Origin of the sequence: Gaetbulibacter jejuensis, assembly GCF_039524015.1 — a bacterium.
Lineage (GTDB): Bacteria > Bacteroidota > Bacteroidia > Flavobacteriales > Flavobacteriaceae > Gaetbulibacter_B > Gaetbulibacter_B jejuensis.
In genome coordinates, this window is record NZ_BAAAGF010000001.1 from 856,135 (window position 1) to 878,029 (window position 21,895).

15 protein-coding genes are annotated in these 21,895 nt (G+C 33.6%); 12 read left to right on the plus strand and 3 right to left on the minus strand.

Features of this window, described 5'->3' with window-relative positions; translation table 11 throughout:
• The first annotated feature begins 10 nt into the window (after nt 1–10).
• On the plus strand, nt 11–2,128 hold the full coding sequence (locus ABD011_RS03795) for a glycoside hydrolase family 97 protein (RefSeq protein ID WP_343795909.1): 2,118 nt from the start codon (nt 11–13) through the stop codon (nt 2,126–2,128).
• Nucleotides 2,129–2,151: 23 nt separating this feature from the next.
• Here the strand turns inward: ABD011_RS03795 and ABD011_RS03800 are convergent, their stop codons facing one another.
• Entirely contained in the window at nt 2,152–5,520 is a 3,369-nt protein-coding gene (locus ABD011_RS03800) for a T9SS type B sorting domain-containing protein (protein ID WP_343795911.1), read from the minus strand.
• Nucleotides 5,521–5,695: 175 nt separating this feature from the next.
• Between ABD011_RS03800 and ABD011_RS03805 the strand changes: the two genes are divergently transcribed.
• Nucleotides 5,696–8,071: a GAF domain-containing protein gene (locus ABD011_RS03805; RefSeq protein WP_131506081.1), complete on the plus strand. Its 2,376-nt coding sequence runs from the start codon at nt 5,696–5,698 to the stop codon at nt 8,069–8,071.
• Here ABD011_RS03805 and ABD011_RS03810 read toward each other — a convergent pair.
• Nucleotides 8,061–9,344, minus strand: coding sequence for a Pycsar system effector family protein (locus ABD011_RS03810; RefSeq protein WP_134198575.1), 1,284 nt, complete (start codon nt 9,342–9,344; stop codon nt 8,061–8,063). The genes ABD011_RS03805 and ABD011_RS03810 overlap by 11 nt on opposite strands.
• A gap of 153 nt (nt 9,345–9,497) precedes the next feature.
• Here ABD011_RS03810 and msrB point away from each other — a divergent pair, with 153 nt between their 5' ends.
• Genes msrB through ABD011_RS03830 form a run of 4 tightly spaced genes read left to right on the plus strand, consistent with a single transcriptional unit; the run spans nt 9,498 to nt 15,781 of the window.
• Nucleotides 9,498–9,947 carry a peptide-methionine (R)-S-oxide reductase MsrB gene (msrB, locus tag ABD011_RS03815; protein WP_343795917.1) on the plus strand — a complete coding sequence of 150 codons (450 nt, stop codon included), beginning with the start codon at nt 9,498–9,500 and terminating at the stop codon, nt 9,945–9,947.
• A 5-nt stretch (nt 9,948–9,952) separates the two neighbouring features.
• Nucleotides 9,953–10,489: a peptide-methionine (S)-S-oxide reductase MsrA gene (msrA, locus tag ABD011_RS03820; protein WP_134198577.1), complete on the plus strand. Its 537-nt coding sequence runs from the start codon at nt 9,953–9,955 to the stop codon at nt 10,487–10,489.
• Entirely contained in the window at nt 10,489–12,045 is a 1,557-nt protein-coding gene (locus ABD011_RS03825; protein ID WP_343796780.1) for a protein adenylyltransferase SelO, read from the plus strand. The genes msrA and ABD011_RS03825 overlap by 1 nt, the downstream gene beginning before the upstream one ends.
• Nucleotides 12,046–12,073: 28 nt before the next feature.
• The gene (locus ABD011_RS03830; RefSeq protein WP_343795919.1) at nt 12,074–15,781 is read left to right on the plus strand and encodes a metallophosphoesterase; all 3,708 of its coding nucleotides are present in this window, start codon (nt 12,074–12,076) and stop codon (nt 15,779–15,781) included.
• On the opposite strand, the gene ABD011_RS03835 is transcribed toward ABD011_RS03830, so the two are convergent.
• Nucleotides 15,778–16,596, minus strand: a complete 819-nt coding sequence (locus ABD011_RS03835; RefSeq protein ID WP_238155758.1) for a hypothetical protein — start codon at nt 16,594–16,596, stop codon at nt 15,778–15,780. The two genes, ABD011_RS03830 and ABD011_RS03835, sit on opposite strands and share 4 nt — an antisense overlap.
• A 119-nt stretch (nt 16,597–16,715) precedes the next feature.
• Between ABD011_RS03835 and ABD011_RS03840 the strand changes: the two genes are divergently transcribed.
• The 6 genes from ABD011_RS03840 to ABD011_RS03865 are packed head-to-tail and all read left to right on the plus strand — an operon-like array spanning nt 16,716 to nt 21,847.
• Nucleotides 16,716–17,582, plus strand: coding sequence for an acyl-CoA thioesterase (locus tag ABD011_RS03840; protein WP_343795922.1), 867 nt, complete (start codon nt 16,716–16,718; stop codon nt 17,580–17,582).
• Complete coding sequence (locus ABD011_RS03845) at nt 17,582–18,811, plus strand: BaiN/RdsA family NAD(P)/FAD-dependent oxidoreductase (RefSeq protein WP_343795924.1); 1,230 nt, start codon at nt 17,582–17,584, stop codon at nt 18,809–18,811. The genes ABD011_RS03840 and ABD011_RS03845 overlap by 1 nt, the downstream gene beginning before the upstream one ends.
• 41 nt (nt 18,812–18,852) lie before the next feature.
• Nucleotides 18,853–19,248 carry an endonuclease domain-containing protein gene (locus ABD011_RS03850; protein WP_343795926.1) on the plus strand — a complete coding sequence of 132 codons (396 nt, stop codon included), beginning with the start codon at nt 18,853–18,855 and terminating at the stop codon, nt 19,246–19,248.
• Between the two features lie 14 nt (nt 19,249–19,262).
• The gene (locus ABD011_RS03855) at nt 19,263–19,787 is read left to right on the plus strand and encodes a DUF1697 domain-containing protein (protein WP_343795928.1); all 525 of its coding nucleotides are present in this window, start codon (nt 19,263–19,265) and stop codon (nt 19,785–19,787) included.
• A 9-nt stretch (nt 19,788–19,796) separates the two neighbouring features.
• Complete coding sequence (locus tag ABD011_RS03860) at nt 19,797–20,879, plus strand: diphosphomevalonate decarboxylase (RefSeq protein WP_343795930.1); 1,083 nt, start codon at nt 19,797–19,799, stop codon at nt 20,877–20,879.
• Nucleotides 20,880–20,917: 38 nt separating this feature from the next.
• Entirely contained in the window at nt 20,918–21,847 is a 930-nt protein-coding gene (locus ABD011_RS03865; protein ID WP_134198582.1) for a mevalonate kinase family protein, read from the plus strand.
• Nucleotides 21,848–21,895: the final 48 nt, after the last annotated feature.

Below are 21,895 nucleotides of genomic sequence, written 5' to 3' on the forward strand. Positions count from 1 at the left end.
ATCAATCTTAATGAAATTCAATCTTATCCCATTAATCCTTACAGTCCTTTTCTTTTCTTGTAATCAAAAGGAAAAACATATTACTGAAGTGACTTCGCCAAATAGTGAAGTGAAAGTAAATTTCAACCTTAATGCTCAGGGACAACCGTTTTACACAGTAATGTTCAATAACAAAACCGTAGTAGATAGCTCTTACTTAGGGTTTGAGTTTACAAATGCTAAAGCTTTAAAGGATAATTTCAATATTGTAAATACAACAACAAGCACGTTCAATGAGACTTGGCAAATGCCTTGGGGAGAACAAGTAGATGTAGTAAACCATTACAATGAATTAAGAGTTGAATTACAAGAAACATCAGAATTAAAACGAAAACTAAACCTTGTTTTCAAAGTGTATGACGATGGTATTGGATTTAGGTACGAATTCCCAGAACAAGCTAACTTTAAAGAAGCACTAATTAAGGATGAACATACGGAGTTTAACTTAACTGAAGATTACAACACCTTTTGGATTCCTGGAGATTGGGATATTTATGAGCATTTGTATAATACTACAAAGTTATCAGAGGTTGATGCCTTACAGTTTGCAAACCATAAAAATTTAGCGCAAACGTATATTCCGGAAAATGCTGTAAATACACCAGTTACTATGGTTGGTGCAGATGGAACACATTTGAGTTTTCACGAAGCAGCTCTGATCGATTATTCTGGTATGACCTTAAAAGTAGATACTAAAAATCTTGATTTAAAGAGCAATTTAGTTGGTTCAGAAAACACCGATTATAAGGTGAAACGAATGTTACCTTTTGAGACACCTTGGAGAACAATTCAAATCTCAGATAATGCACCAGAGCTTATAGAATCAAATTTAACCGTGAATCTAAATGAACCAAATAAACTTGGAGATGTATCTTGGTTTACACCAATGAAGTACACAGGTGTTTGGTGGGAAATGCATTTAGGAAAATCCTCTTGGGATTATGGGATGACTCAGAATATGAGTACGTGGACAGATACAGGAGGTGCACACGGAAAACACGGAGCGAATACTGAAAATGTAAAACGTTTTATAGACTTTTCAGCAAAAAATAACATTGGTGGTGTTTTAGTTGAAGGTTGGAATACAGGTTGGGAACATTGGATTGGTTTTGAAGACCGTGAAGGTGTGTTCGATTTTGTAACACCTTATCCAGACTATGATTTAGATGAGGTAACACGATATGCCAAAGAAAAAGGTGTAGAAATTATAATGCACCACGAAACCTCTGCAGCAACAGAAACGTATACTAAGCAACAAGACACAGCCTATGCATTAATGCAAAAATATGGTATGCACTCGGTAAAATCTGGTTATGTTGGTAAGATACTCCCTAAAGGTGAATATCATCACGGACAGTATATGGTAAACCACTATAACAGTGCAGCTATAAAAGCGGCAAAATATGAAGTGGCAGTTAACGCACACGAACCTATTAAAGCAACAGGCTTAAGAAGAACCTATCCTAATATCATTTCTCGCGAAGGTTTAAGAGGACAAGAATTTAATGCTTGGGCAAGCGATGGAGGTAATCCACCAGAGCACTTACCAATAGTTGCTTTTACAAGAATGTTGTCTGGTCCAATAGATTATACACCAGGAATTTTCAATATTAAGTTTGATGAATACAAACCAGACAATCAGGTAAACACTACGATTGCTCAGCAATTAGCATTGTATGTGGTGATTTATAGTCCAATACAAATGGCCGCTGATTTGGTAGAACATTACGAAGCCAACCCAGAGCCACTTCAATTTATAAAAGATGTTGGTGTAGATTGGCAACAAACCAAAGTGCTGAATGGTGTGGTTGGCGATTATGTAACCATAGCAAGACAAGAGCGTGAAACAGGTAATTGGTTTGTTGGTGGTATTACAGATGAAAATGCAAGAACTTTAGATTTAACTTTCGACTTTTTAGATGAAAACCAGAGCTACGAAGCTGTAATTTACAGAGATGGAGATAAAGCACATTGGGATAATAATCCTTTAGACATCATAATTGAAAAAATTGAAGTATCAAAAGGCTCAAATCTTTCAGTGAAATTAGCAGAAGGAGGCGGTTTTGCGATAAGTATTCTTAAGAAATAAATAAAAGCTCCGAAAGGAGCTTTTTATCTTTTTAGAGTAAAGTGACCTCTATGAGTTGTTCCGTCAGCACGTTTCACTAAAAACCAATAATCATTGGTTGGCATATTGTTTCCATTATACGTACCATCCCAACCAAAATGATTGCCATAAAAAGACGTTAGTATTTTTCCGAATCGATCAAAAATGGTAACTTCTAAACTAGGTTCAGTTTGCGATTCTATGATTTGCCAATAATCGTTGTAACCATCATTGTTTGGAGTGAAAAAACTTGGATAATTTAATATTGAAACGTCTTCAGTAACAATACCACAATCATTTAAATCTTTAACAAAAACAGTATAAGAACCAGCTGGAAGATTATTGAAAACATTTGATTCTTGATAAATAATACCATCCAAAGAAAATACATAATTTCCAGTTCCTGAAACTGAAACAGAAATGGAGTTGCTGTTGGCAGTCCAATCAATAGTTTCTATGTTTTCAATAGTTGCGATACTAGAGGTGTAGACTGTGAAATTTTGAATAGCCTCACAACTATTGTTACCGTACATATTCTTTACAGTAACCGAATAATTTCCACCTTGGCTTACTGCAATACTTTGAGAAGTTTCTCCAGTAGACCATTCGTAAGCATCATAACCTGATGTTGCAGTTAATGTTGTAGTGCTTCCATCGCAAATAGAAATAGTTTGATCGTCATCAACAACAGGAATATCGCCAACTTGAATTTGAAAAGAGGTAGTTGCATAACAAACATCTAATGTGTTATGAATAACTCTTGTATAGATAGTTTGTGGATTGTTTGTGTTTGTATAGTTGTTAGGTAGTGCATTATCGCCTGAGTTAGCATCTGCTTGATTGAGATGGTAACTAACGGTGAAATTATTTGGGTTTTGATTACCTAGAATTAATGCATTTTGATCGTTTAAACTAAAGGTTTCAGAATTGCTATTGGTATCAGTACAGAACAGTAGATTGTCAGGTTGGGTAATATTTACAACTGGTAATAGGTTTTCAATATTTATTACAGTGTTTTCAATATTTCCGCAAGCATCTTCAACTTTTATCTCGTAAGTTCCTGCATTTAAATTTAAGAACGTGTTGCTTTCACCATTATCAAATTCAAAAGGCGAAATAATACTAAAGTTAAAAGGACCAACGCCAACAACGTCTACAATAGCATCTGATGGTCCGCTACCACCATCGCAACCTAAATTATAAACACCAGAAATAACAAGGTTTGAAAACACTGAGAAGTTTGCAAAAATATCTAAACAAAAATCGTTAGGGTTTTGGTTGTTGAATGGTTGAAACACCTTAATAAGTCTAAATTCTCCAGTTAAAAAAATGTTGTAAATGGTTTGCTCATTCAAAATTTGAATGGCTGTAGAGCTATTAGGAATATCACCTTCGGTATATGGACTTCCAGTATTTGGGTGTCCCCATGTTTCGGTTTCAGGAAAATACCTTTGAAACCAATAGGTTTTTGAAACTACTGAATCGTCAGAATCGTTAATACCAACATCAAAAGAACCACAGTTTCTGTTTAAAGTATAAGCACTTGGAGTGCTGATGTATGCATTTATGTAAACATTTTCAGTGTATTGAAATCCGCATTCGTCAACTAATTCAAAAGTGTAATCTCCAGCAGGAAGGTTGTTCATAAAGAAAAAACCTGAGTCAGCTATATTTTCACTTACATCATCAGGAAGTGAAGGTGTATAGTTAGATGGAGCCGATGAAATTAAAACTGAAGTAAGGCTACCATGTCCACTAGCAAGACGTAAAGATCCGGTTTCGGTTAAGCAATTTGGTTTTGCTATAACTGATAGTTCTTGCATTACAAATTCAGGAACAATTGTTTCAATGATGTATTCACTTCCGCAATCATCGATAACTAGTATAGTATAAATTCCACTTCCTAAATTACTTAAACTTAAAGCACCATTATTGATATTTTCTGAAATATCATCTGGTAAGGTGTTTTCATAAGATACTGGAGCTACAGTTACTGTAGCAGATACAATTTCTCGATCTGGAATTGAAACATTTATAAAGCCAGAGTCTACCGAACACCCTGTATTGTTAACTACTAGATTTGGCTCTAGAGGAATTTCTTCCAAGAGTAGAGTATGTGTGCCAGATCTGCCACAAGCATCTATAAGATTTATAGTGTATGTTCCGTAAGGTACAGGGTTTCCTTCTGTTTCGAAAACTACAACATTATTGTTGTAAGGTCCAGGGTATTCTTCATTGTAAACTGAAGGTATAAAACCTTCAGGAGCTTCAATGAATTCAACTTGATAAGGAGGTAAGAAGTTGTTTACTATAAGGTTTAAAAATTTTCCGCAGTATGCTTCAGTAGGAAACAACATTACTTTTGGGTTTGGGTCAATTTCATTATCTCTTTCAAAAACATTGTTGCAAGCATCAGTAATTGTAATGTTTACTGTAAATGTTTCTTCACCAAAAGTCATAATGCTTTGGCTAATGTTAAACTGTAGCTCAGGTCCTGAGGTCATTTCTTCAACAATTACAATTTCAGGAGAGCCATCAGGAGGATAAATTGTATAAGTTATGGTTAGTGGATAAATTATAGGGTTTTCAGGAGGCGCATTGATGCTATTGGTTATTTCTATTTCTGAACAAGAGCTATAAACAACTGGAAGTACTGATTGCTCAATAGTAATGTCATTTTCGCCAAGAATTAATGTGTAGGTTTTAGATAGTGCGTTTTCACATTCATCATATACGCGTACAACATAAGTTCCTGGTGTTAAATTGGAAAATTCATTTGAGGTTTGTGGTGCAACAGTTATTGGTCCAGAAGTAATTTCATACAATGCTGCGTCACCAGATGTTACATTTACAATTAATGTGGCAGTTTGGTTACAGGATGTAGCAGTTGTGTGGCTAATTTCAAAATCCAGTTCGGTAGTTAAGTTGTTAATAGTTGCTTCTTGCTCTTGGGTGTTTTCGTCTCCATTTAACGATTGGGTTGCAACCACTTTGTAGTTTCCTGCAAAAAGATTATTAAATGAGTTGGTTGATGTTTGAGCAACAGGAGTAGAGTCGTCAGGTAAAATGTAAAGTGTATATGTAATATCAGCTCCTGATGCTGTATTGGAAACTTCCATTTGTAGAGCACCATTACCAGAACAAGTTTCGTCAATAGGAGTGACGTTTAAGTTGAAGTCTGGTAGTTGCGCGTAGCTAAACGTTGAAAAAAAAAGTAAAATAAAGCTAAAAAAGGGCTTCGGTATTTTACTTGAAAATTGAGATGTTATTCCAAACAATTTTGCTCTTAGGTCAATTCGCTTTTTTGTTGAAAGCTGTAATGATTTACTTCGAGTTAGTTTAAGTTTTAATTTATGTATTGAGCTACAAGGCATTATTGTTTGTAATGAATACTATCAAATATAATATTAAAACAGTTTAATTGCCTCTTTTCCCCATCATTAAACAGAAATAATCGTTATTTTAAACATGTTTTTCTGTTGAGTCATTATGTTATTTAATCAATAAAATTACGACCAATCTATTTTATTCGTAAATTTGCAGCACACTATGAAGCATTTTGATCCTAATACACAATTGCCTTTTGAGCTTAAGATAAGCTTTGATAAGTTGCTCAAATATTACGAAGATTTGAAGCAAACAGGAGATGATTTTGAAAAAGCCAAAGCAGAAAGAATACTTAGGTTACAAGAACCTCATAGTATATTGAGAGATGGCTTTGATGATGAATCAACCTTGAAAGAGCATCAAGAACTGATTACTACAATTTTACAAGATACTTTTAGTGACGCTTTAACTAATAACGAAATTAAAGCAGTTTCATTACCATTTCAGAATATTATTTTTAACTCTTCTGAGCGTTTCAAGAAAATAGTAAAAGCTGCAGGTGATGGCTTTGAACTTAAAATTAAAAACCTTCCTGAAAGTGATTTGTACATTATTGCGTGTACTATTATTTTGAATCTTCATTATGGTTACGATTTAAGCTTTAAACGTCCATTTTTATACGAAATACCTGATGAAAAAGGAGTGATGAGGTATTATAAGATTTTGTATAATGCCGATTTTACCGAAGTTGTACCAAAAAAGAATGCTCCTAAAGTCACTCAAGACGATTACGAAGAATTACTAGATAATTTTGATAATCTCGATTTGTGGAAAGAAAAGTTTCCACCTAATAGTTATGAGTTTAAAGGGTTTGTTATTTCTAACATGTTTGATGTTACTGATGACCAATCTATTTCCAATATAAAATCTACACTTATAGGAGAAGCCAAACGTAAGGATAAAAGCTTTATGAGCGATTTCCAGAATATCTTTAGTTCTTTCTTAGGAATTAAAGATTTAAAAGTTGGTTTTTCTATTTATAATAAAGAAGATGATAGTTTTGAACGAGTTTATGGAGAAGGTATTGAGAGTTTTCTTTTATGTGATCAAGATCATTTAAGTTGTAAAAATGCACTTTGTGATTGGTCTTATGATTTAATCATAAACCAAAAGCAATTTTTTTCGGTATCTAATGTAGAAAAATCGTGTGTAGATAAAGAAGAAATGCCTCATGTTTCTATTTTAAACAAACAAGGTATTAAAAGTGCTATTTTAGCTCCAATTGCTGATAAAGATGAAGTATTGGGGGTTCTTGAAATAGCTTCAGAAAAACCACATGTACTTAATAGCATTGTAGCTAACAAGCTAATCGATGTAATGCCATTTATAGTGTCTTCGGTTAAACGATCTAAGCGCGAAGAAGAAAACTTAATAGAGGCAGTTATACAACAAGAATGCACATCTATACATCCTAGTGTGTCGTGGAAATTTAAAAAAGCTGCAAAGCAATTTTTAATTGATCAGCACAATAATGATGGAAATGCAATGTTTCAAAAAATTTCTTTTGAAAAAGTATATCCACTTTTTGGGCAAATTGATGTAAAAGGATCATCAGAAGCCAGAAATTTAACTACTCAAAAAGATTTATTGCTTCAACTGTCTTTTGCTAATAAAATTCTTGAAGATATTCCTGAGCATTTAAATATGCCTATCTATGACCAAGTAAGATTTCAAATTGATTCTTATATTAAAGAAATTGAGACCGATTTTAAAGTTGATAGTGAGCAACAAATAGCTGCGTTTTTCCATAAAGAATTAGACGCTTTATTTAAGTTTTTACTAGCTAAACATTCTGAATTAAAAGAAAGTATAGAAGACTACTTTAGTAAAATTGATTCCAACTTAGGGATGATTTATTACTACAGAAAAAACTATGACGATACCATTGCGCTTATCAATAAAAAAATGTCTAGTATGCTGGACGAAAAACAAGTTGATGCGCAACAAATGTACCCACACTTTTTTGAGCGTTATAAAACCGATGGAGTTGAGCATAATATGTATATAGGAGAAGCGATTACAAAAGAAGATAGCTTTGATAATATATACTTGTACAACCTAAGGTTATGGCAGCTTCAGGTAATGTGCGAAATGGAAAATGAATTTTACAACAATCAGCACGAGTATCCAATGTCTTTAGACGTTACTTCAATGATTTTAGTGTTTAATCAACCATTGTCTATAAGATTTAGAATGGATGAAAAACGTTTTGATGTAGATGGTACTTACAATGCAAGATATGAAGTTGTAAAAAAACGTGTGGACAAAGCTTTTGTTAAAGGAACTACTGATAGAATTACACACAAAGGAAAAATTACTATAGTATATTCTCAAAAAGAAGATGAGCAAGAATACATGCGTTATGTAAAGTTCTTGCAATCTAAGCACGTACTTGGTGATGAGGTCGAAATTTTAGAGCTAGAAGACCTACAAAGTGTTACTGGTTTAAGAGCTATAAGAGCCAGTATCTTATACACTGATAAAGAGGATCAAAAATTCTACACCTATGACGATTTAATGGCAACACTTAAGCAGTAATATAAAAAGAATCACTGCTTTTTGTTGAAGTTTTTGGGTTTAGTTTATACTCGTTTTTAGTAATCACATCTTTAATGTCTTTCTTTGGGTGTTGAGCTTTAAAAGATACCGCAAAAGCAATCACAGATATTACCATTCCAGCCATAAAAATAGTATAGGTTAAACGCAAAATCCTGTATTTTCGGTCTAAAACTTTACCAAGAAAGTACAAGTCTTTGGTTAAAGAACTGTACACGTAATCTTTGTCTTTTAAAAGCTCACTAATTGCCCATTGGTACTCACTTAACTCCATTTTATGAAAGTTTCCAAAAAAGGTTAAATTCACTTTTTTGTTCTTAACATCTTCTTTGGTAAACTCACCACTGGTAATATTTGGTCTTGTAGCAATTATTGATAAAATCATCGAAACCACACTAGAAACAGTAAATATTAATGTAGGTACTATTAAATAGCTATTTGAAGGAGAATCAAGCTTTGACATTAGGTTAGAAAGTACCAAAGAAATAATAATAGCATTAACCGAAAGTAATATGTTGGCTTTAGTATCCGCAATGTCACTAAGTTTTATGTGGTTTCTTAATGCAACTCTATAAAAAGTTTGAATACCACGTTCAGGACTTTCGTTTTTATACTGTGCTTTATACTTTGCCTTTATTTTTTCTTTATTGGCTTTTTCTTTATTCTTCTTTTTCTTTTTTATCAGTTTAGCAAGGTTTTCTTCTTTTTGTCTTTGCCAATTTTTTAAAGCATAATCAGTATAAAACTCATGCTTTTCGGTAAGTACTTTTATGTTTTCTTCAAGCCATTCGCTAGGTGAAAACTTGCAAACACCTTGTATTTCCATTTCCTTTCTTAAAAACTCACTGGCTTCATTAAAATATTTTTTACCAAAATGCGAAGCATCAGCATCCCTTATAATTTTGCCTAGTTTAGTTTTAGGAGTGTCTTTAAACTTTGTAGCCATAATGCACTCACTAACCGAAGCTATCAAGTCATCACTTGCATCATTATCTTTTAGAAATTTTGAAGCTATTTTTACACTCTCTTCTTCATGACCCTCTCTAAGCTTGGTGTAACCTGTATCATGAAATAAAACAGCAAGTTCTAAAATTTCAGAATCTTCTTTGTTAACTTCAGAGTTTTCAAGAATCTCTCTTAAGCTTCTTAGTACACGTTCGGTATGTGTATAATTATGGTAAAGAAACGTTTGGTCAAGGTCATTTTTAAAAAGATCAAAAACAAACTTTTCAGCATTTTCAACTAGTTTAGACATAAATCTTGTTTAAATTTATAGAATACAAAGTACTAAAAAAAAACGAAAAACAGCAGACTGCTTTTACGCTTTGATTGTAAGTAAAATAGAAGCATGTCGACTAATTTTGAACACATTTTTTTCAGTTTTAATTAATAAAAGAAAGGACAACATATGCTTACTTGGAAAAATATTATCGATTTTTCAGTTAATGGTAATCCAACGCCAGATAAAAGAGTTGAAAAAACAGAAGAAGAATGGAAGGCGCTACTCACTACCGATCAATATCGAATTACAAGAAAAAAAGGTACTGAAATGGCAGGAACAGGAGCCTTTTGTTCAACACACGAAGCAGGTAAATACAATTGTGTTTGCTGTAATACACCAATGTTTGATTCTACCATAAAGTTTAACTCAGGCACTGGTTGGCCTAGTTTTACACAGCCTATAAAGGAAAACGCTATTAAATATGAAAAGGACTCTTCGTTTGGTATGATTCGCGTGGAAATTATGTGTAACGTTTGTGATGCGCATTTAGGTCATGTTTTTCCCGATGGACCAGAACCAAGTGGATTAAGGTATTGTGTAAATTCGGAGTCATTAACGTTGCAAAAGGAAGGTTAAACATTATGAATGCAACACATGAATTAGCAACAGTAGGTGGTGGATGCTTTTGGTGTACCGAAGCCGTTTTTCAACAGGTTAAAGGCGTTGTTAAGGTAACCTCAGGATATTCTGGAGGAACAGTTCCTGGTAAACCAACCTATCGAGAAATTTGTTCAGGGCTCACAGGTCATGCCGAAGTAGTTCAAATAGAGTTTAATCCTAATATAATTTCATATAAGGATATCATTACAATTTTTATGACAACGCATGATCCAACAACTTTAAATAGGCAAGGAGCTGATGTTGGAACACAGTATCGTTCAGTTATTTTTTATCATAATGACAATCAGAAAAAAGTAGCTGAACAGGTTTTAAATGAGCTTAATGTATATTTTGAAAGCCCTATAGTTACAGAGCTTAGTGAACTAGATGTGTTTTATGATGCCGAAGTTGAACATCAAGATTTTTATAAGAATAATCCTGATTATGGCTATTGTAATTTTGTAATTACTCCAAAATTAGCTAAACTACGTCAACTGCATGCCGATAAATTAATATGATAACATTCAATATCAATAACACATTTTCTGAGAACTTGCCTTCTGATGTAGTTTTAGAAAACACCAGAAGACAAGTTGAACAGGCGTGTTTTTCTTATGTTAATCCTAAGTTGGCTCAAAACCCTGAGTTGATTCATAGTTCAGTGGACTTAGCTAAAAACTTAGGTTTAACAGCGCAAGACCTTAAATCAAATGATTTTTTGCAAATAATGTCTGGTAACAGTGTGTATCCAAACACAAAACCCTATGCTATGAACTATGGTGGACATCAATTTGGTAATTGGGCTGGACAATTAGGTGATGGTCGTGCTATAAACCTTTTTGAAATTCAGCAAAACAACAAGCAATGGACTTTACAGCTTAAAGGTGCAGGAGAAACTCCATACTCAAGACAAGGTGATGGTTTGGCAGTATTGCGCTCATCAATTAGAGAGTATTTATGTAGCGAAGCAATGCATCATTTAGGAGTGCCAACTACTAGAGCTTTGGCATTGTTGTCAACAGGAGAAAAAGTACTTAGAGATGTGATGTACGATGGTAACTCAGCTTATGAAAAAGGAGCAATAGTTTGTAGAGTGTCACCAACTTTTATTCGTTTTGGGAATTTTGAAATTTTCGCAGCACGACAAGATTTAAAAACGCTTACTCAATTAACCGATTATACAATTAATCAGTTTTTTCCTCACCTAGGAAAGCCATCAAAAGAGACTTATATTAAGTTTTTTGATGAAGTTTGTCAACGCACATTAGAGATGATTATCCATTGGCAACGAGTAGGTTTTGTACATGGTGTAATGAATACTGATAATATGTCAATTCTTGGTTTAACCATAGACTATGGACCTTATGGTTGGCTAGAAGGTTTTGATTATGGTTGGACACCAAACACAACAGACGCTCAACATAAGCGATACAGATTTGGAAATCAACCCAATATTGGACTTTGGAATTTATACCAACTGGCAAACGCGTTGTATGCTCTGGTTGAAGATGCCACACCTTTTGAAACAGCATTAGAAACCTACAAGAACAATTTTGATAAACAATCATTAGAAATGATGCGTTCAAAACTTGGTTTAGAATTTAAAGAGGCTTCAGATGTACAACTTATTCATGAGTTAGAAGAAACGTTATTATTATCTGAAACAGATATGACACTGTTTTTTAGGTTGCTTTCTAAGTTTTCAGTAGATAATCCAAAAAGAAGTTTAGAACTCATAAAGCCTGCTTTTTATTCTGAAATATCTAATGAAATAAAAGAAAAGTGGCTGCTTTGGTTTGATAAGTATGCGTTAAGATTAAAAAAGGAAACGTTGAGTAGCACTGAACGTTCTAAAAAAATGAATGCTGTAAACCCAAAATATGTATTGCGAAATTACATGGCACAATTAGCAATAGATAAAGCCGAAGAAGGAGATTATAGCTTGGTTGAAGAGTTGTTTGAATTGTTAAAAAAGCCCTACGACGAACAACCAGAAAATGGAAAGTGGTTTGCAAAACGACCAGAATGGGCAAGACATAAAATAGGGTGTTCAATGCTGTCATGCAGTTCTTAATTAGTATTTTTATAATAAAATTTTACATATGATATCCGCAAAAAAGCTTTTGTTTTTAAGCGTCATTACTTTTTTAACCATTGGTTGCGCTACTTACAAACCTCAATATAGTAGTGAAGAGTGGTCGCAACCTTCATTTCCTGATAAAGAAATTGATAAAACATTTTATCTTATTGGAGATGCAGGTTTATCTCCAGAAAATGGAATGTCAAAAGGTTTAACGGCTTTAAATCAACATTTGCAAGGAAAGAAAACAAAAGACGATTATGTTCTTTTTTTAGGAGATAATGTATACCCTTCAGGACTTCATGGTAAAAACCATAAATTGAGAGCAAGTGATGAAAACAATCTTGATGCTCAATTTAAATCGGTTAAAGATTTTAAAGGTGAAATCATTTTTATTCCTGGCAATCATGAGTGGTATGCCAATGGTGTAAAAGGTGTTAAAGCGCAAGAGAAATATGTGGAGGATGCTTTAGGGAAAAACACTTTTTTGCCTGAAAACGGTTGTCCTTTAGAGAGTATAGATGTAAATGAAACAGTTCAATTAATCATTATAGATAGTCAGTGGTATCTCGAAAACTGGAATCATAACCCAACTATAAATGATGAGTGCGAAATAAAAACAAGAGATAGATTTATTCTAGAGCTCGAAGGAGAAATTAAAAAAGCGCAGAACAAGACCATTGTTTTGGCTATGCATCATCCTATGTACACTAATGGTACACATGGAGGACAATATGCAGCAATAAAGCATCTATTTCCATTGCAGCAAAAAATTCCAATGCCAATTTTAGGTTCGGTAATTACACAAATTAGAACTCAAGGAGGAATTTCAATACAAGATAGATACAACGAAAGATACCATAAACTCGTTAACAGAATAGAAACTTTAGCGAAGGAAAGTGGAAACATCGTTTTTGTTTCAGGTCATGAACATACCTTGCAGTACATTGAGCACGAAGGTATAAAACAAATAGTTTCAGGATCAGGAGCTAAAGAGTCTTATGCAGCATTATCACATGATGGATTGTTTTCGTATGGAAAGCAAGGGTTTGCTGAACTTACCGTTTTTAAAGACGGAAGTTCTTGGGTGAGATATTATGATGCCGAAGGTAATACACCTAAAGTACTGTTTCAAAAAGAGGTTTATGAACCAAACAAGCATTTTGATACATCATCGCTTCCTGATACGTTTCCTAATGAAGTTGAGGTTTCTGTTTACGATGAAGAAGAAACAGATAAATCTATGTTTTTTAAATCGGTTTGGGGAGATCACTACCGAAAAGTTTATAGTACAAAAATTAAAGCTAAAGTAGCTACGTTAGATACCCTCTATGGAGGTTTAGAAGTAGTTAGAAAAGGTGGAGGACACCAAACAAGATCTCTAAGATTAAAGACAAAAGATGGTCGTGAACTCAACATGAGAGCATTACGAAAAAGTGCAACGCAGTACTTACAAGCGGTTTTGTTTAAAGAAAATTATATTGAAGATCAGTTTGAACAAACCGAAGTTGAAAGTTTAATTCTCGATTTCTATACAGCAGCCCATCCTTATGCGTTTATGGTAGTTCCTGATTTGTCTGATGCTGCAGATGTATATCATACCAACCCAAAGCTGTACTATATTCCAAAGCATAAACACTTAGGTGATTTTAATACTGAATATGGTGATGAGTTGTATATGATTGAAGAGCGACCAGAAGACAATTATACTGATGAAAGAACTTTTGGTTATGCTGATGATATTGAAAGCACACACGATATCATTGAAAAAGTACGTAAAGACGAAGAGTATAAAATAGACGAAGAAGCATACATTCGTGCACGTTTGTTTGATATGCTAATTGGAGATTGGGACAGACATCAAGATCAATGGCGTTGGGCACAATTTGACCAAGAAAATGGAGATAAACTCTACAAACCAATACCAAGAGATAGAGACCAAGTATTTTCAAATTTTGATGGTGCGTTGTTAGATGTTATGAGAGTAATTTCAGGGTCTACAAATCAGTTACAAGTATATGATGAAGAACTGAAAGACGTCAAATGGATGAATAGTGCTGGAGTTAAACTAGACCGAGTTTTAATTCAGCAATCCGAACTTGATGTATGGTTAGCACAAGCACAGTTTTTACAAGAAAACGTTACAGATGATGTTATTGAGCACGCTTTTTCAAAAACACCTAAAGAAGTCCAAGACGAAACTTTTGAAGAAATCAAACAAAAGCTAAAAGGACGTAGAGGTAATCTACAAGACATTGCCAAAAGGTATTACAATTATTTAAACGAATTAGTAATTCTTTCAGCAACTGATAAAGACGATTATATTGAAGTAAAGCGTATTGGAGACAACAAAACTAAGGTTACAATCTCAAGAATTAAAGATGGAGAAAAAGCCGATGTGTTGGTTGATAGAGTTTTTGATAAAGACATCACAAAGGAGCTATGGATTTATGGTTTAGATGATAAAGATGTTTTTGAAGTTACAGGCAAAGCTAACAACTTAATTTTTACAAGATTAATTGGAGGTCAAGAAAACGACACTTATATTATAAAAAAAGGACGACGCGTTAAAATCTACGACCATAAAAGTAAAAAGAACACAATTCAAGAAAATAAAGGCGCGCAGATAAAATTGACAGATGTTTACAACCTAAACCTTTTTGATTTCAAGAAAAATATTACTAGAAATACTGTAATTACACCAAATTTGGGGTTCAACCCAGATGATGGATTCTTAATTGGTGGTTCAATTCATTACTCAGTAAAAGGATTTCAACGTAATCCGTTTTCACAAGAACATAGGTTTAAAACAGGATATTATTTTGCAACAAGCGGTTTTGATTTAAGGTACGAAGGTGAATTTGCAAATATTTTTGGTGAATGGAACTTGCATTTAAGCGGAGTACTTACTAGTGAGAATTTTGCAAATAATTACTTTGGATATGGTAATGAAACCGTAAATAATGATGACGATTTAGGGTTAGATTACAATAGGGTAAAAACCAGTGTTTATGGAGCATCTATTGGAATTGTGAAAAAATCAGGATTTGGTAGTGATTATGGGTTTAAACTTGCTTTTGAAGGTGTAGAGTTACAAGACTCACCAAATAGAATAATTACCGATTTGGTTCCTGTTGGTTCAGATGAAGAGTTTTATGAAAGACGTTATTTTTCATCAGTTGATGCAACTTATGAATATGAAAGTTTTGATAATAAAATCAATCCAAGCAAAGGAATGACGTTTATGTTTAATGCAGGAGCAAAAACCGAATTAGAAAAGTTTAAAAACATATTTGCTTTTGTAAACTCAAATTTAGGGTTTTACAATGCTCTTGGTATGCGAGAGCTTGTGCTTAAAACAGATATCAGAACTCAGCTAAGATTTGGTGATGACTTCTTGTTTTATCAAGGTGCAATTATTGGTGGACATAATGGACTAAGAGGTTTTAGAACAGACCGATTTACAGGAAAAAGTTCCTTGGTTACAAGTGCCGATTTACGATACAGCTTTCCATCTTTTAAAACAAAAACATTACCATTTCAAATAGGTGTTTTTGGAGGTTTTGATGTAGGTCGAGTTTGGGCAAAATATGAAGATTCCGAAAAGTGGCACAACGACTACGGTTTTGGTACTTGGATAACTGCTGCCGAAAGTCTTTCAGGAACTTTCAACTTTTTTAATAGTGTCGAAGGTTGGCGATTCTCGTTTGGCTTTGGTTTAAACTTTTAATGAAGCTTAAAGCTGTAAATGTTACTGCCTAAATCGCCATTGCGCTCCTCAGAAATGTAAACTGTGTTTTGGTCTTTAAAGCAAATGCCTTCTTTTTGAGAGTTATGGTCAAAATATTGAGCTTCTACATTACCTTTAAAAAAGTTATCTGAACTAAAGCCTGTGATTTTCCATAGCTTGTCATGGTTTAAAAGCACTACAGTTTTACCATCGTTACTAATATCAGCAGAGGTGATTTTATTGTCTTTTCCGTCAAGATTAAATTCAGTAACAAGTTTTGCGGTTTGCTTTCCTATTTCATTTTTCACCTTAAGCAATACACATTTTTTGGTTTCTTTACTAAAAAGATAAAAATGGTCATTAAACAGGAAAAAAGCTTCAAAATCCTTCTTTTTAATACCTTTTGGTAACGAAAACTCAATTTTTTCAGCATTAACGTCGTCATCATTCAAATTTGAATGCGCTACTTTATAAATAAAAAAATCATCGCGTTTACCTGAATTGTTCCCAAAATCTCCAATGTAAATATTGCCTTCAGTGTCCGAAGTCAATTCTTCCCAATCAATATTATCTGCATTATCAATGTCTATATCTCTACTTAAAGTTCCGTTAACATCAATTGCGTAAAGGTTGTTAGCATTTCCCTTATCTTCAATAACCCAAAACAAGTCATTGTTATCAATAGTTTCAATAGCTGAAACCTCAGTGAGATGTTCAGGTATATTGCAAACTACATCAAGTTTTCCTGTTTGACAAGCGGTTAAAATAAAGGCGAAAAATAAAATTTGGGCTTTAATCATTATAAAAATCTTCATGCTGACAAGATATTGAGATTGTTAACCAAACTAAAATTATTAACCTTAAAGTATTTATAAAATATGAGCTATTGCTTGCTCATTTTTAATAATTTTGAAACTGAAAAGCCTTTATGATTATGACAAAAGTTGAAGATTTACTCGAACTTCTCAATTTAAAATCCGTTGATGTTAATGTGTTTCAAGGGTATAATAAAACCGTAGGAAGCCCAAATGTGTTTGGTGGTCAGGTTTTGGCGCAGGCCATTAATGCAGCTTCGCAAACCATAACTAATAATAGAGTTTTACACTCTATGCATGCGTATTTTTTAGAAGCAGGAAATTTAGAACTTCCTATAATTTATAATGTGGCTTTGGTGAGAGATGGCGGAAGTTTTTCGGTACGTCGTGTCACTGCAGATCAAAACGGAAAAACCATTTTTATTCTTTCGGCATCGTTTCATAAAAAGGAAGATGGCTATAATCATCAAATTGATATAAATACCAAGGTGAAGCAACCAGAAGAACTAATGAGTTGGACTGATATGCTAGAGCAATTTGGCGATGCGATTCCTAAAAAAACTAAAGGATTTATTGAAATTGAACGCCCAATTGAGTTTAAACCTGTTGAGGTTGTAAATCCGTTTAATAAAGAAGATTTGCCACCTTTTACAAACGTGTGGTTTAAATTAAAAGGCGATACAAGTAATTTGGATTTAGCATCAAAGCAGCAAATTCTAACGTATGTTTCAGATTATAATATTCTTGCGGCTGCAATGAACCGTCATGCTAGTAAAGCACATTGGGGAAATACGCAAACTGCTAGTTTAGATCACTCTATGTGGTATTTTAGAGATTTTGATTTTGACGATTGGTTGCTGTATTCTATTGAATCGCCTAATACATCAAATGCTCGCGGATTTGCCAAAGGAAACATTTTTACGCGCGACGGAAAACTTGTAGCTTCAGTGGCTCAAGAAGGATTAATGCGTCCATTAAATAGCTAATGAAACATTACGACGTTATAATAATTGGAGGTGGTGCAGCAGGTTTTTTTGCGGCTATTAATTGTGCGGAGCAAAACCCAAAGCTCAATATCTGCATTCTAGAAAAAAATAAAGAAGGCTTACAAAAGGTGAAAATTTCTGGAGGTGGTCGCTGCAATGTGACGCATGCAGAGTTTATGCCGCAGGAATTAGTAAATAATTATCCAAGAGGCGCAAAGGAGTTGTTAGGACCTTTTCATCAGTTTATGACTGGTGATACCATTGAGTGGTTTGATAAACGTGGTGTGGCATTAAAGATAGAAGAAGATGGACGTATGTTTCCAGTAACCGATTCGTCACAAACTATTATAGACTGTTTTTTAAACGAAGCAAAAAAACTTCAAATAGACGTTTTGTACAGTCAAAATGTTCAGGATATTGAAATTTTAGAAGCGCAAGAGGTATTTCAAATTAAAACAAAAGACACCAATTTTCAATGCGAAAAGCTACTTGTAGCCACAGGAAGTAGCATGAAATTTTGGAAATTAATATCACAATTAGGACATACGATTGTGCAACCTGTTCCGTCGTTATTTACGTTTAATATTAATGATAAACGTATCAAAAACATTCCAGGAGTTGTTGCTCAAGATGTAGAAGTAAACATATTAAAAACCGATTTATCATCGCAAGGACCTTTGCTTATTACCCATTGGGGAATGAGCGCACCTGCGATTTTAAAATTATCGGCTTTTGGCGCTGTGGAATTAGCAAAAATGGATTACAAATTTCAAATTGAAATTAATTTTATAAAGCAAGATTTTGAGAGTTGTTTAGATCATCTCAAAGCTATCAAACACGATTTTGGTAAAAAACTAGTTTATAAATTACCACAGTTTGAATTGCCTAAACGCTTATGGCAGCAATTGGTTTTAGCGTCTGGTATGACTCAAGATACACGTTGGGCAGATGTAAACAAGCAAGAATTAGACAGTCTTACAGAACAGTTAACACAAGCTGTTTTTGATGTCAATGGAAAAAGTACGTTTAAAGACGAATTTGTTACTGCAGGTGGTATCGATTTAAAAGAAGTTAATTTTAAAACGTTTGAAAGTAAGCGCGTTCCTAATTTATATTTTGCTGGCGAAGTACTCAATATAGATGCCATTACAGGCGGCTTTAACTTCCAAAATGCGTGGACAGGAGCTTTTATTGCTGCAAAGACGATAGCCAAAAAAAGTCCCCTCTAAAAAGAGGGGATTAGGGGTGTGTTCATATAAATTAGTTTCGAATGAAAATTTATTACAATCCAAAACTTAAAGAATTAGCAAGGCAACTTCGGAATAACGCTACAAAGTCAGAAATTAAACTTTGGACTTATTTACGCAGAAGCCAGATGTATGGATACGATTTTCATAGACAAAAGCCTATTGATGAATACATCGTTGATTTCTTTTGTAATAAATTACAATTAGCTATTGAGTGTGATGGCTATTCTCATGAAATATTAAAGGTTTATGAAAAGGATGTGAAAAAGACAAAACGATTGAATGATTTAGGGGTTTATGTTTTGCGTTTTTCTGATTTTCAAATCATGAATGATATTGATAATGTTATTAGAGCAATTGAAGATTATATTCTTAAATTTGAAGAAAATAATACACCTCCCTTAATCCCTCCTTTCTAGGAGGGAAATAAATTATGAAATATATAGCACTACTTCGTGGTATTAATGTATCGGGACACAAGAAAATCCCGATGGCAGAATTACGTACACTATTAACAGGTTCTGGTTTAGAAAATGTGCAAACTTATATTCAGACAGGTAACGTCATTTTTGATGCGGCTGCATCTGCTGAAATACTTAAAAATCAAATAGAAGTTGCTGTAAAAAAACATTTTGGCTTTGATGTGCCTGTTTTGGTAATAACGCCTAAAGTACTGCGACAAATTTTTGATGATTGCCCTTTTTCCGAAGAAAAAAAGCAAAACAGCTACTTCTCATTATTGTATGATGCGCCAAAGCAAGAATTGATTGATGTTGTTGCTGAAATAAAATACCCTAACGAAGAAGTTTCAATAACCAAAAACTGTATTTATTTTTACTGTTCCACAGGTTATGGGAAAACCAAATACAACAATAATTTCTTCGAAAAGAAATTAAATGTCACAGCAACGGCTAGAAACTATAAAACAATGCTAAAGTTGTTATCTTTGTCGGAATAATTAGAGATAATGACCGAACAAGATTTTATTCCAAAGCCATATACAAACACTTTAAAACAAGGAAAAGTCACTTGGGAATCGCCTAGTAACATAGCCTTGGTGAAATATTGGGGAAAACGCGATCCGCAAATTCCAGAGAATCCATCTATAAGTTTTACGTTAAGTCAATGCAAAACCATAACAACACTATCATACAAGCAAAAGGAGGTGACTAGCGATTTTTCGTTTGATGTGTTTTTAGATGGTGAAAAAAAAGATGCTTTTAAACCAAAAATTGAAACATTCTTTAAGCGTGTTGAGCAATATGTGCCGTTTTTAAAGGGTTTTCATTTTACTATTGAAACAAAAAACACGTTTCCGCATAGTTCAGGAATTGCATCATCTGCTTCAGGAATGAGTGCTTTGGCATTGTGTTTAATGAGTGTTGAAAAACTGTTTAATACCGACATGTCAAATGCGTTTTTTAATCAAAAAGCATCGTTTTTGGCACGTTTAGGTTCTGGTTCGGCATGCAGAAGTGTGGAAGGTGATTTAATTGTTTGGGGACACACAAAACACGTAGCTGAAAGCAGTGATTTGTTTGGAGTGAAATATCCTTATGCAGTTCACGACCATTTTAAAAACTATCAAGATACCATCTTGTTGATTGATAAAGGCGAAAAACAAGTAAGTAGTACAGTTGGTCATAATTTAATGCATAATCATCCGTATGCAGCAAGTCGTTTTCAGCAAGCTCACGATAATCTTGAAAAGCTAAAACCAATTCTAGAAGCTGGTGATTTAAAGGGATTTATCAATCTAATAGAAAGCGAAGCGTTAACCTTGCACGCGATGATGATGACTAGCAATCCGTATTACATTTTAATGAAACCAAACACTTTGGAAGTAATTAATCATATTTGGAAGTTTAGAGAAGATACAGGTTTTCATATTGGTTTTACGTTAGATGCAGGTGCTAATGTTCATATATTATATCCAGAATCTGAAAAAGTAGAAATTCTTAACTTTATTGAAAACGAATTAGTTGCATATTGTAAAAATGGCGAATATATTTGCGACCAAATTGGTTTTGGAGCGAACCAAATAGAATAATTAATCGTATATTTACATAGTAGATTGCTATTGAAACTATGAAAGGACCACTTTTTTACTCAAAAATCCTACTTTTTGGAGAATATGGAATCATTAAAGATTCCAAAGGATTATCTATTCCGTATAATTTTTACAATGGAGCTTTAAAAGTAGCGTCAGAACTTACCAATGAAGCAAAAGCATCCAATGATGCTTTAAAACGATTTGCTGATTATTTAGAACAAGTTGATGCTGAATTAGTGACTTTTGATATTGAAGCATTAAAGCAAGATATTGCCAACGGAATGTATTTTGACTCGTCTATTCCACAAGGTTATGGTGTAGGAAGTAGTGGTGCACTTGTTGCAGCGATTTACGATAAATATGCTCATGATAAAATAACCGTTTTAGAGAATTTAACACGTGAAAAGTTATTGCAGCTTAAAGCTATTTTCTCTGAAATGGAATCCTTTTTCCATGGAAAATCTTCTGGATTAGATCCATTAAACAGTTATTTGAGTTTGCCAATTCTTATCAATTCAAAAGATAATATTGAAGCAACAGGTATACCTTCGCAAAAAGTAGACGGTAAAGGTGCTGTCTTTTTATTAGATAGTGGTGTTGTAGGTGAAACAGCTCCTATGGTAAGTATTTTTATGGAAAACATGAAGCAAGAAGGTTTCCGTAATATGCTTAAAGACCAATTTATAAAACATACTGATGCTTGTGTTGAAGACTTCTTAAAAGGTGATATTAAATCATTGTTTAATAATACCAAGCAATTGTCTAAAGTGGTTTTAAATCATTTTAAACCTATGATTCCAAAGCAATTTCATGAACTATGGAAGAAAGGTTTAGAAACCAACGATTACTACTTAAAGCTTTGCGGTTCTGGTGGTGGAGGCTATATTTTAGGTTTCACTGAAGATATTAATAAAGCCAAAAAAGCGTTAGAAGGTTATAAACTAGAAGTGGTTTATAATTTTTAGGTCTTTTTTGTAGCTCCATGCATCTATTGGAGTAACTTCAAAATAATC

What these genes read in the sequence shown, in the direction of transcription:
- ABD011_RS03860 (WP_343795930.1), top strand. Translation starts at nt 19,797, where the DNA reads ATGACCGAACAAGATTTTATTCCAAAGCCATATACAAACACTTTAAAA.
- ABD011_RS03865 (WP_134198582.1), top strand. Translation starts at nt 20,918, where the DNA reads ATGAAAGGACCACTTTTTTACTCAAAAATCCTACTTTTTGGAGAATAT.
- ABD011_RS03845 (WP_343795924.1), top strand. Translation starts at nt 17,582, where the DNA reads ATGAAACATTACGACGTTATAATAATTGGAGGTGGTGCAGCAGGTTTT.
- ABD011_RS03810 (WP_134198575.1), bottom strand. Translation starts at nt 9,344, where the DNA reads ATGTCTAAACTAGTTGAAAATGCTGAAAAGTTTGTTTTTGATCTTTTT.
- ABD011_RS03840 (WP_343795922.1), top strand. Translation starts at nt 16,716, where the DNA reads ATGACAAAAGTTGAAGATTTACTCGAACTTCTCAATTTAAAATCCGTT.
- ABD011_RS03835 (WP_238155758.1), bottom strand. Translation starts at nt 16,596, where the DNA reads ATGAAGATTTTTATAATGATTAAAGCCCAAATTTTATTTTTCGCCTTT.
- ABD011_RS03850 (WP_343795926.1), top strand. Translation starts at nt 18,853, where the DNA reads ATGAAAATTTATTACAATCCAAAACTTAAAGAATTAGCAAGGCAACTT.
- ABD011_RS03795 (WP_343795909.1), top strand. Translation starts at nt 11, where the DNA reads ATGAAATTCAATCTTATCCCATTAATCCTTACAGTCCTTTTCTTTTCT.
- msrB (WP_343795917.1), top strand. Translation starts at nt 9,498, where the DNA reads ATGCTTACTTGGAAAAATATTATCGATTTTTCAGTTAATGGTAATCCA.
- ABD011_RS03830 (WP_343795919.1), top strand. Translation starts at nt 12,074, where the DNA reads ATGATATCCGCAAAAAAGCTTTTGTTTTTAAGCGTCATTACTTTTTTA.
- msrA (WP_134198577.1), top strand. Translation starts at nt 9,953, where the DNA reads ATGAATGCAACACATGAATTAGCAACAGTAGGTGGTGGATGCTTTTGG.
- ABD011_RS03855 (WP_343795928.1), top strand. Translation starts at nt 19,263, where the DNA reads ATGAAATATATAGCACTACTTCGTGGTATTAATGTATCGGGACACAAG.
- ABD011_RS03800 (WP_343795911.1), bottom strand. Translation starts at nt 5,520, where the DNA reads ATGCCTTGTAGCTCAATACATAAATTAAAACTTAAACTAACTCGAAGT.
- ABD011_RS03805 (WP_131506081.1), top strand. Translation starts at nt 5,696, where the DNA reads ATGAAGCATTTTGATCCTAATACACAATTGCCTTTTGAGCTTAAGATA.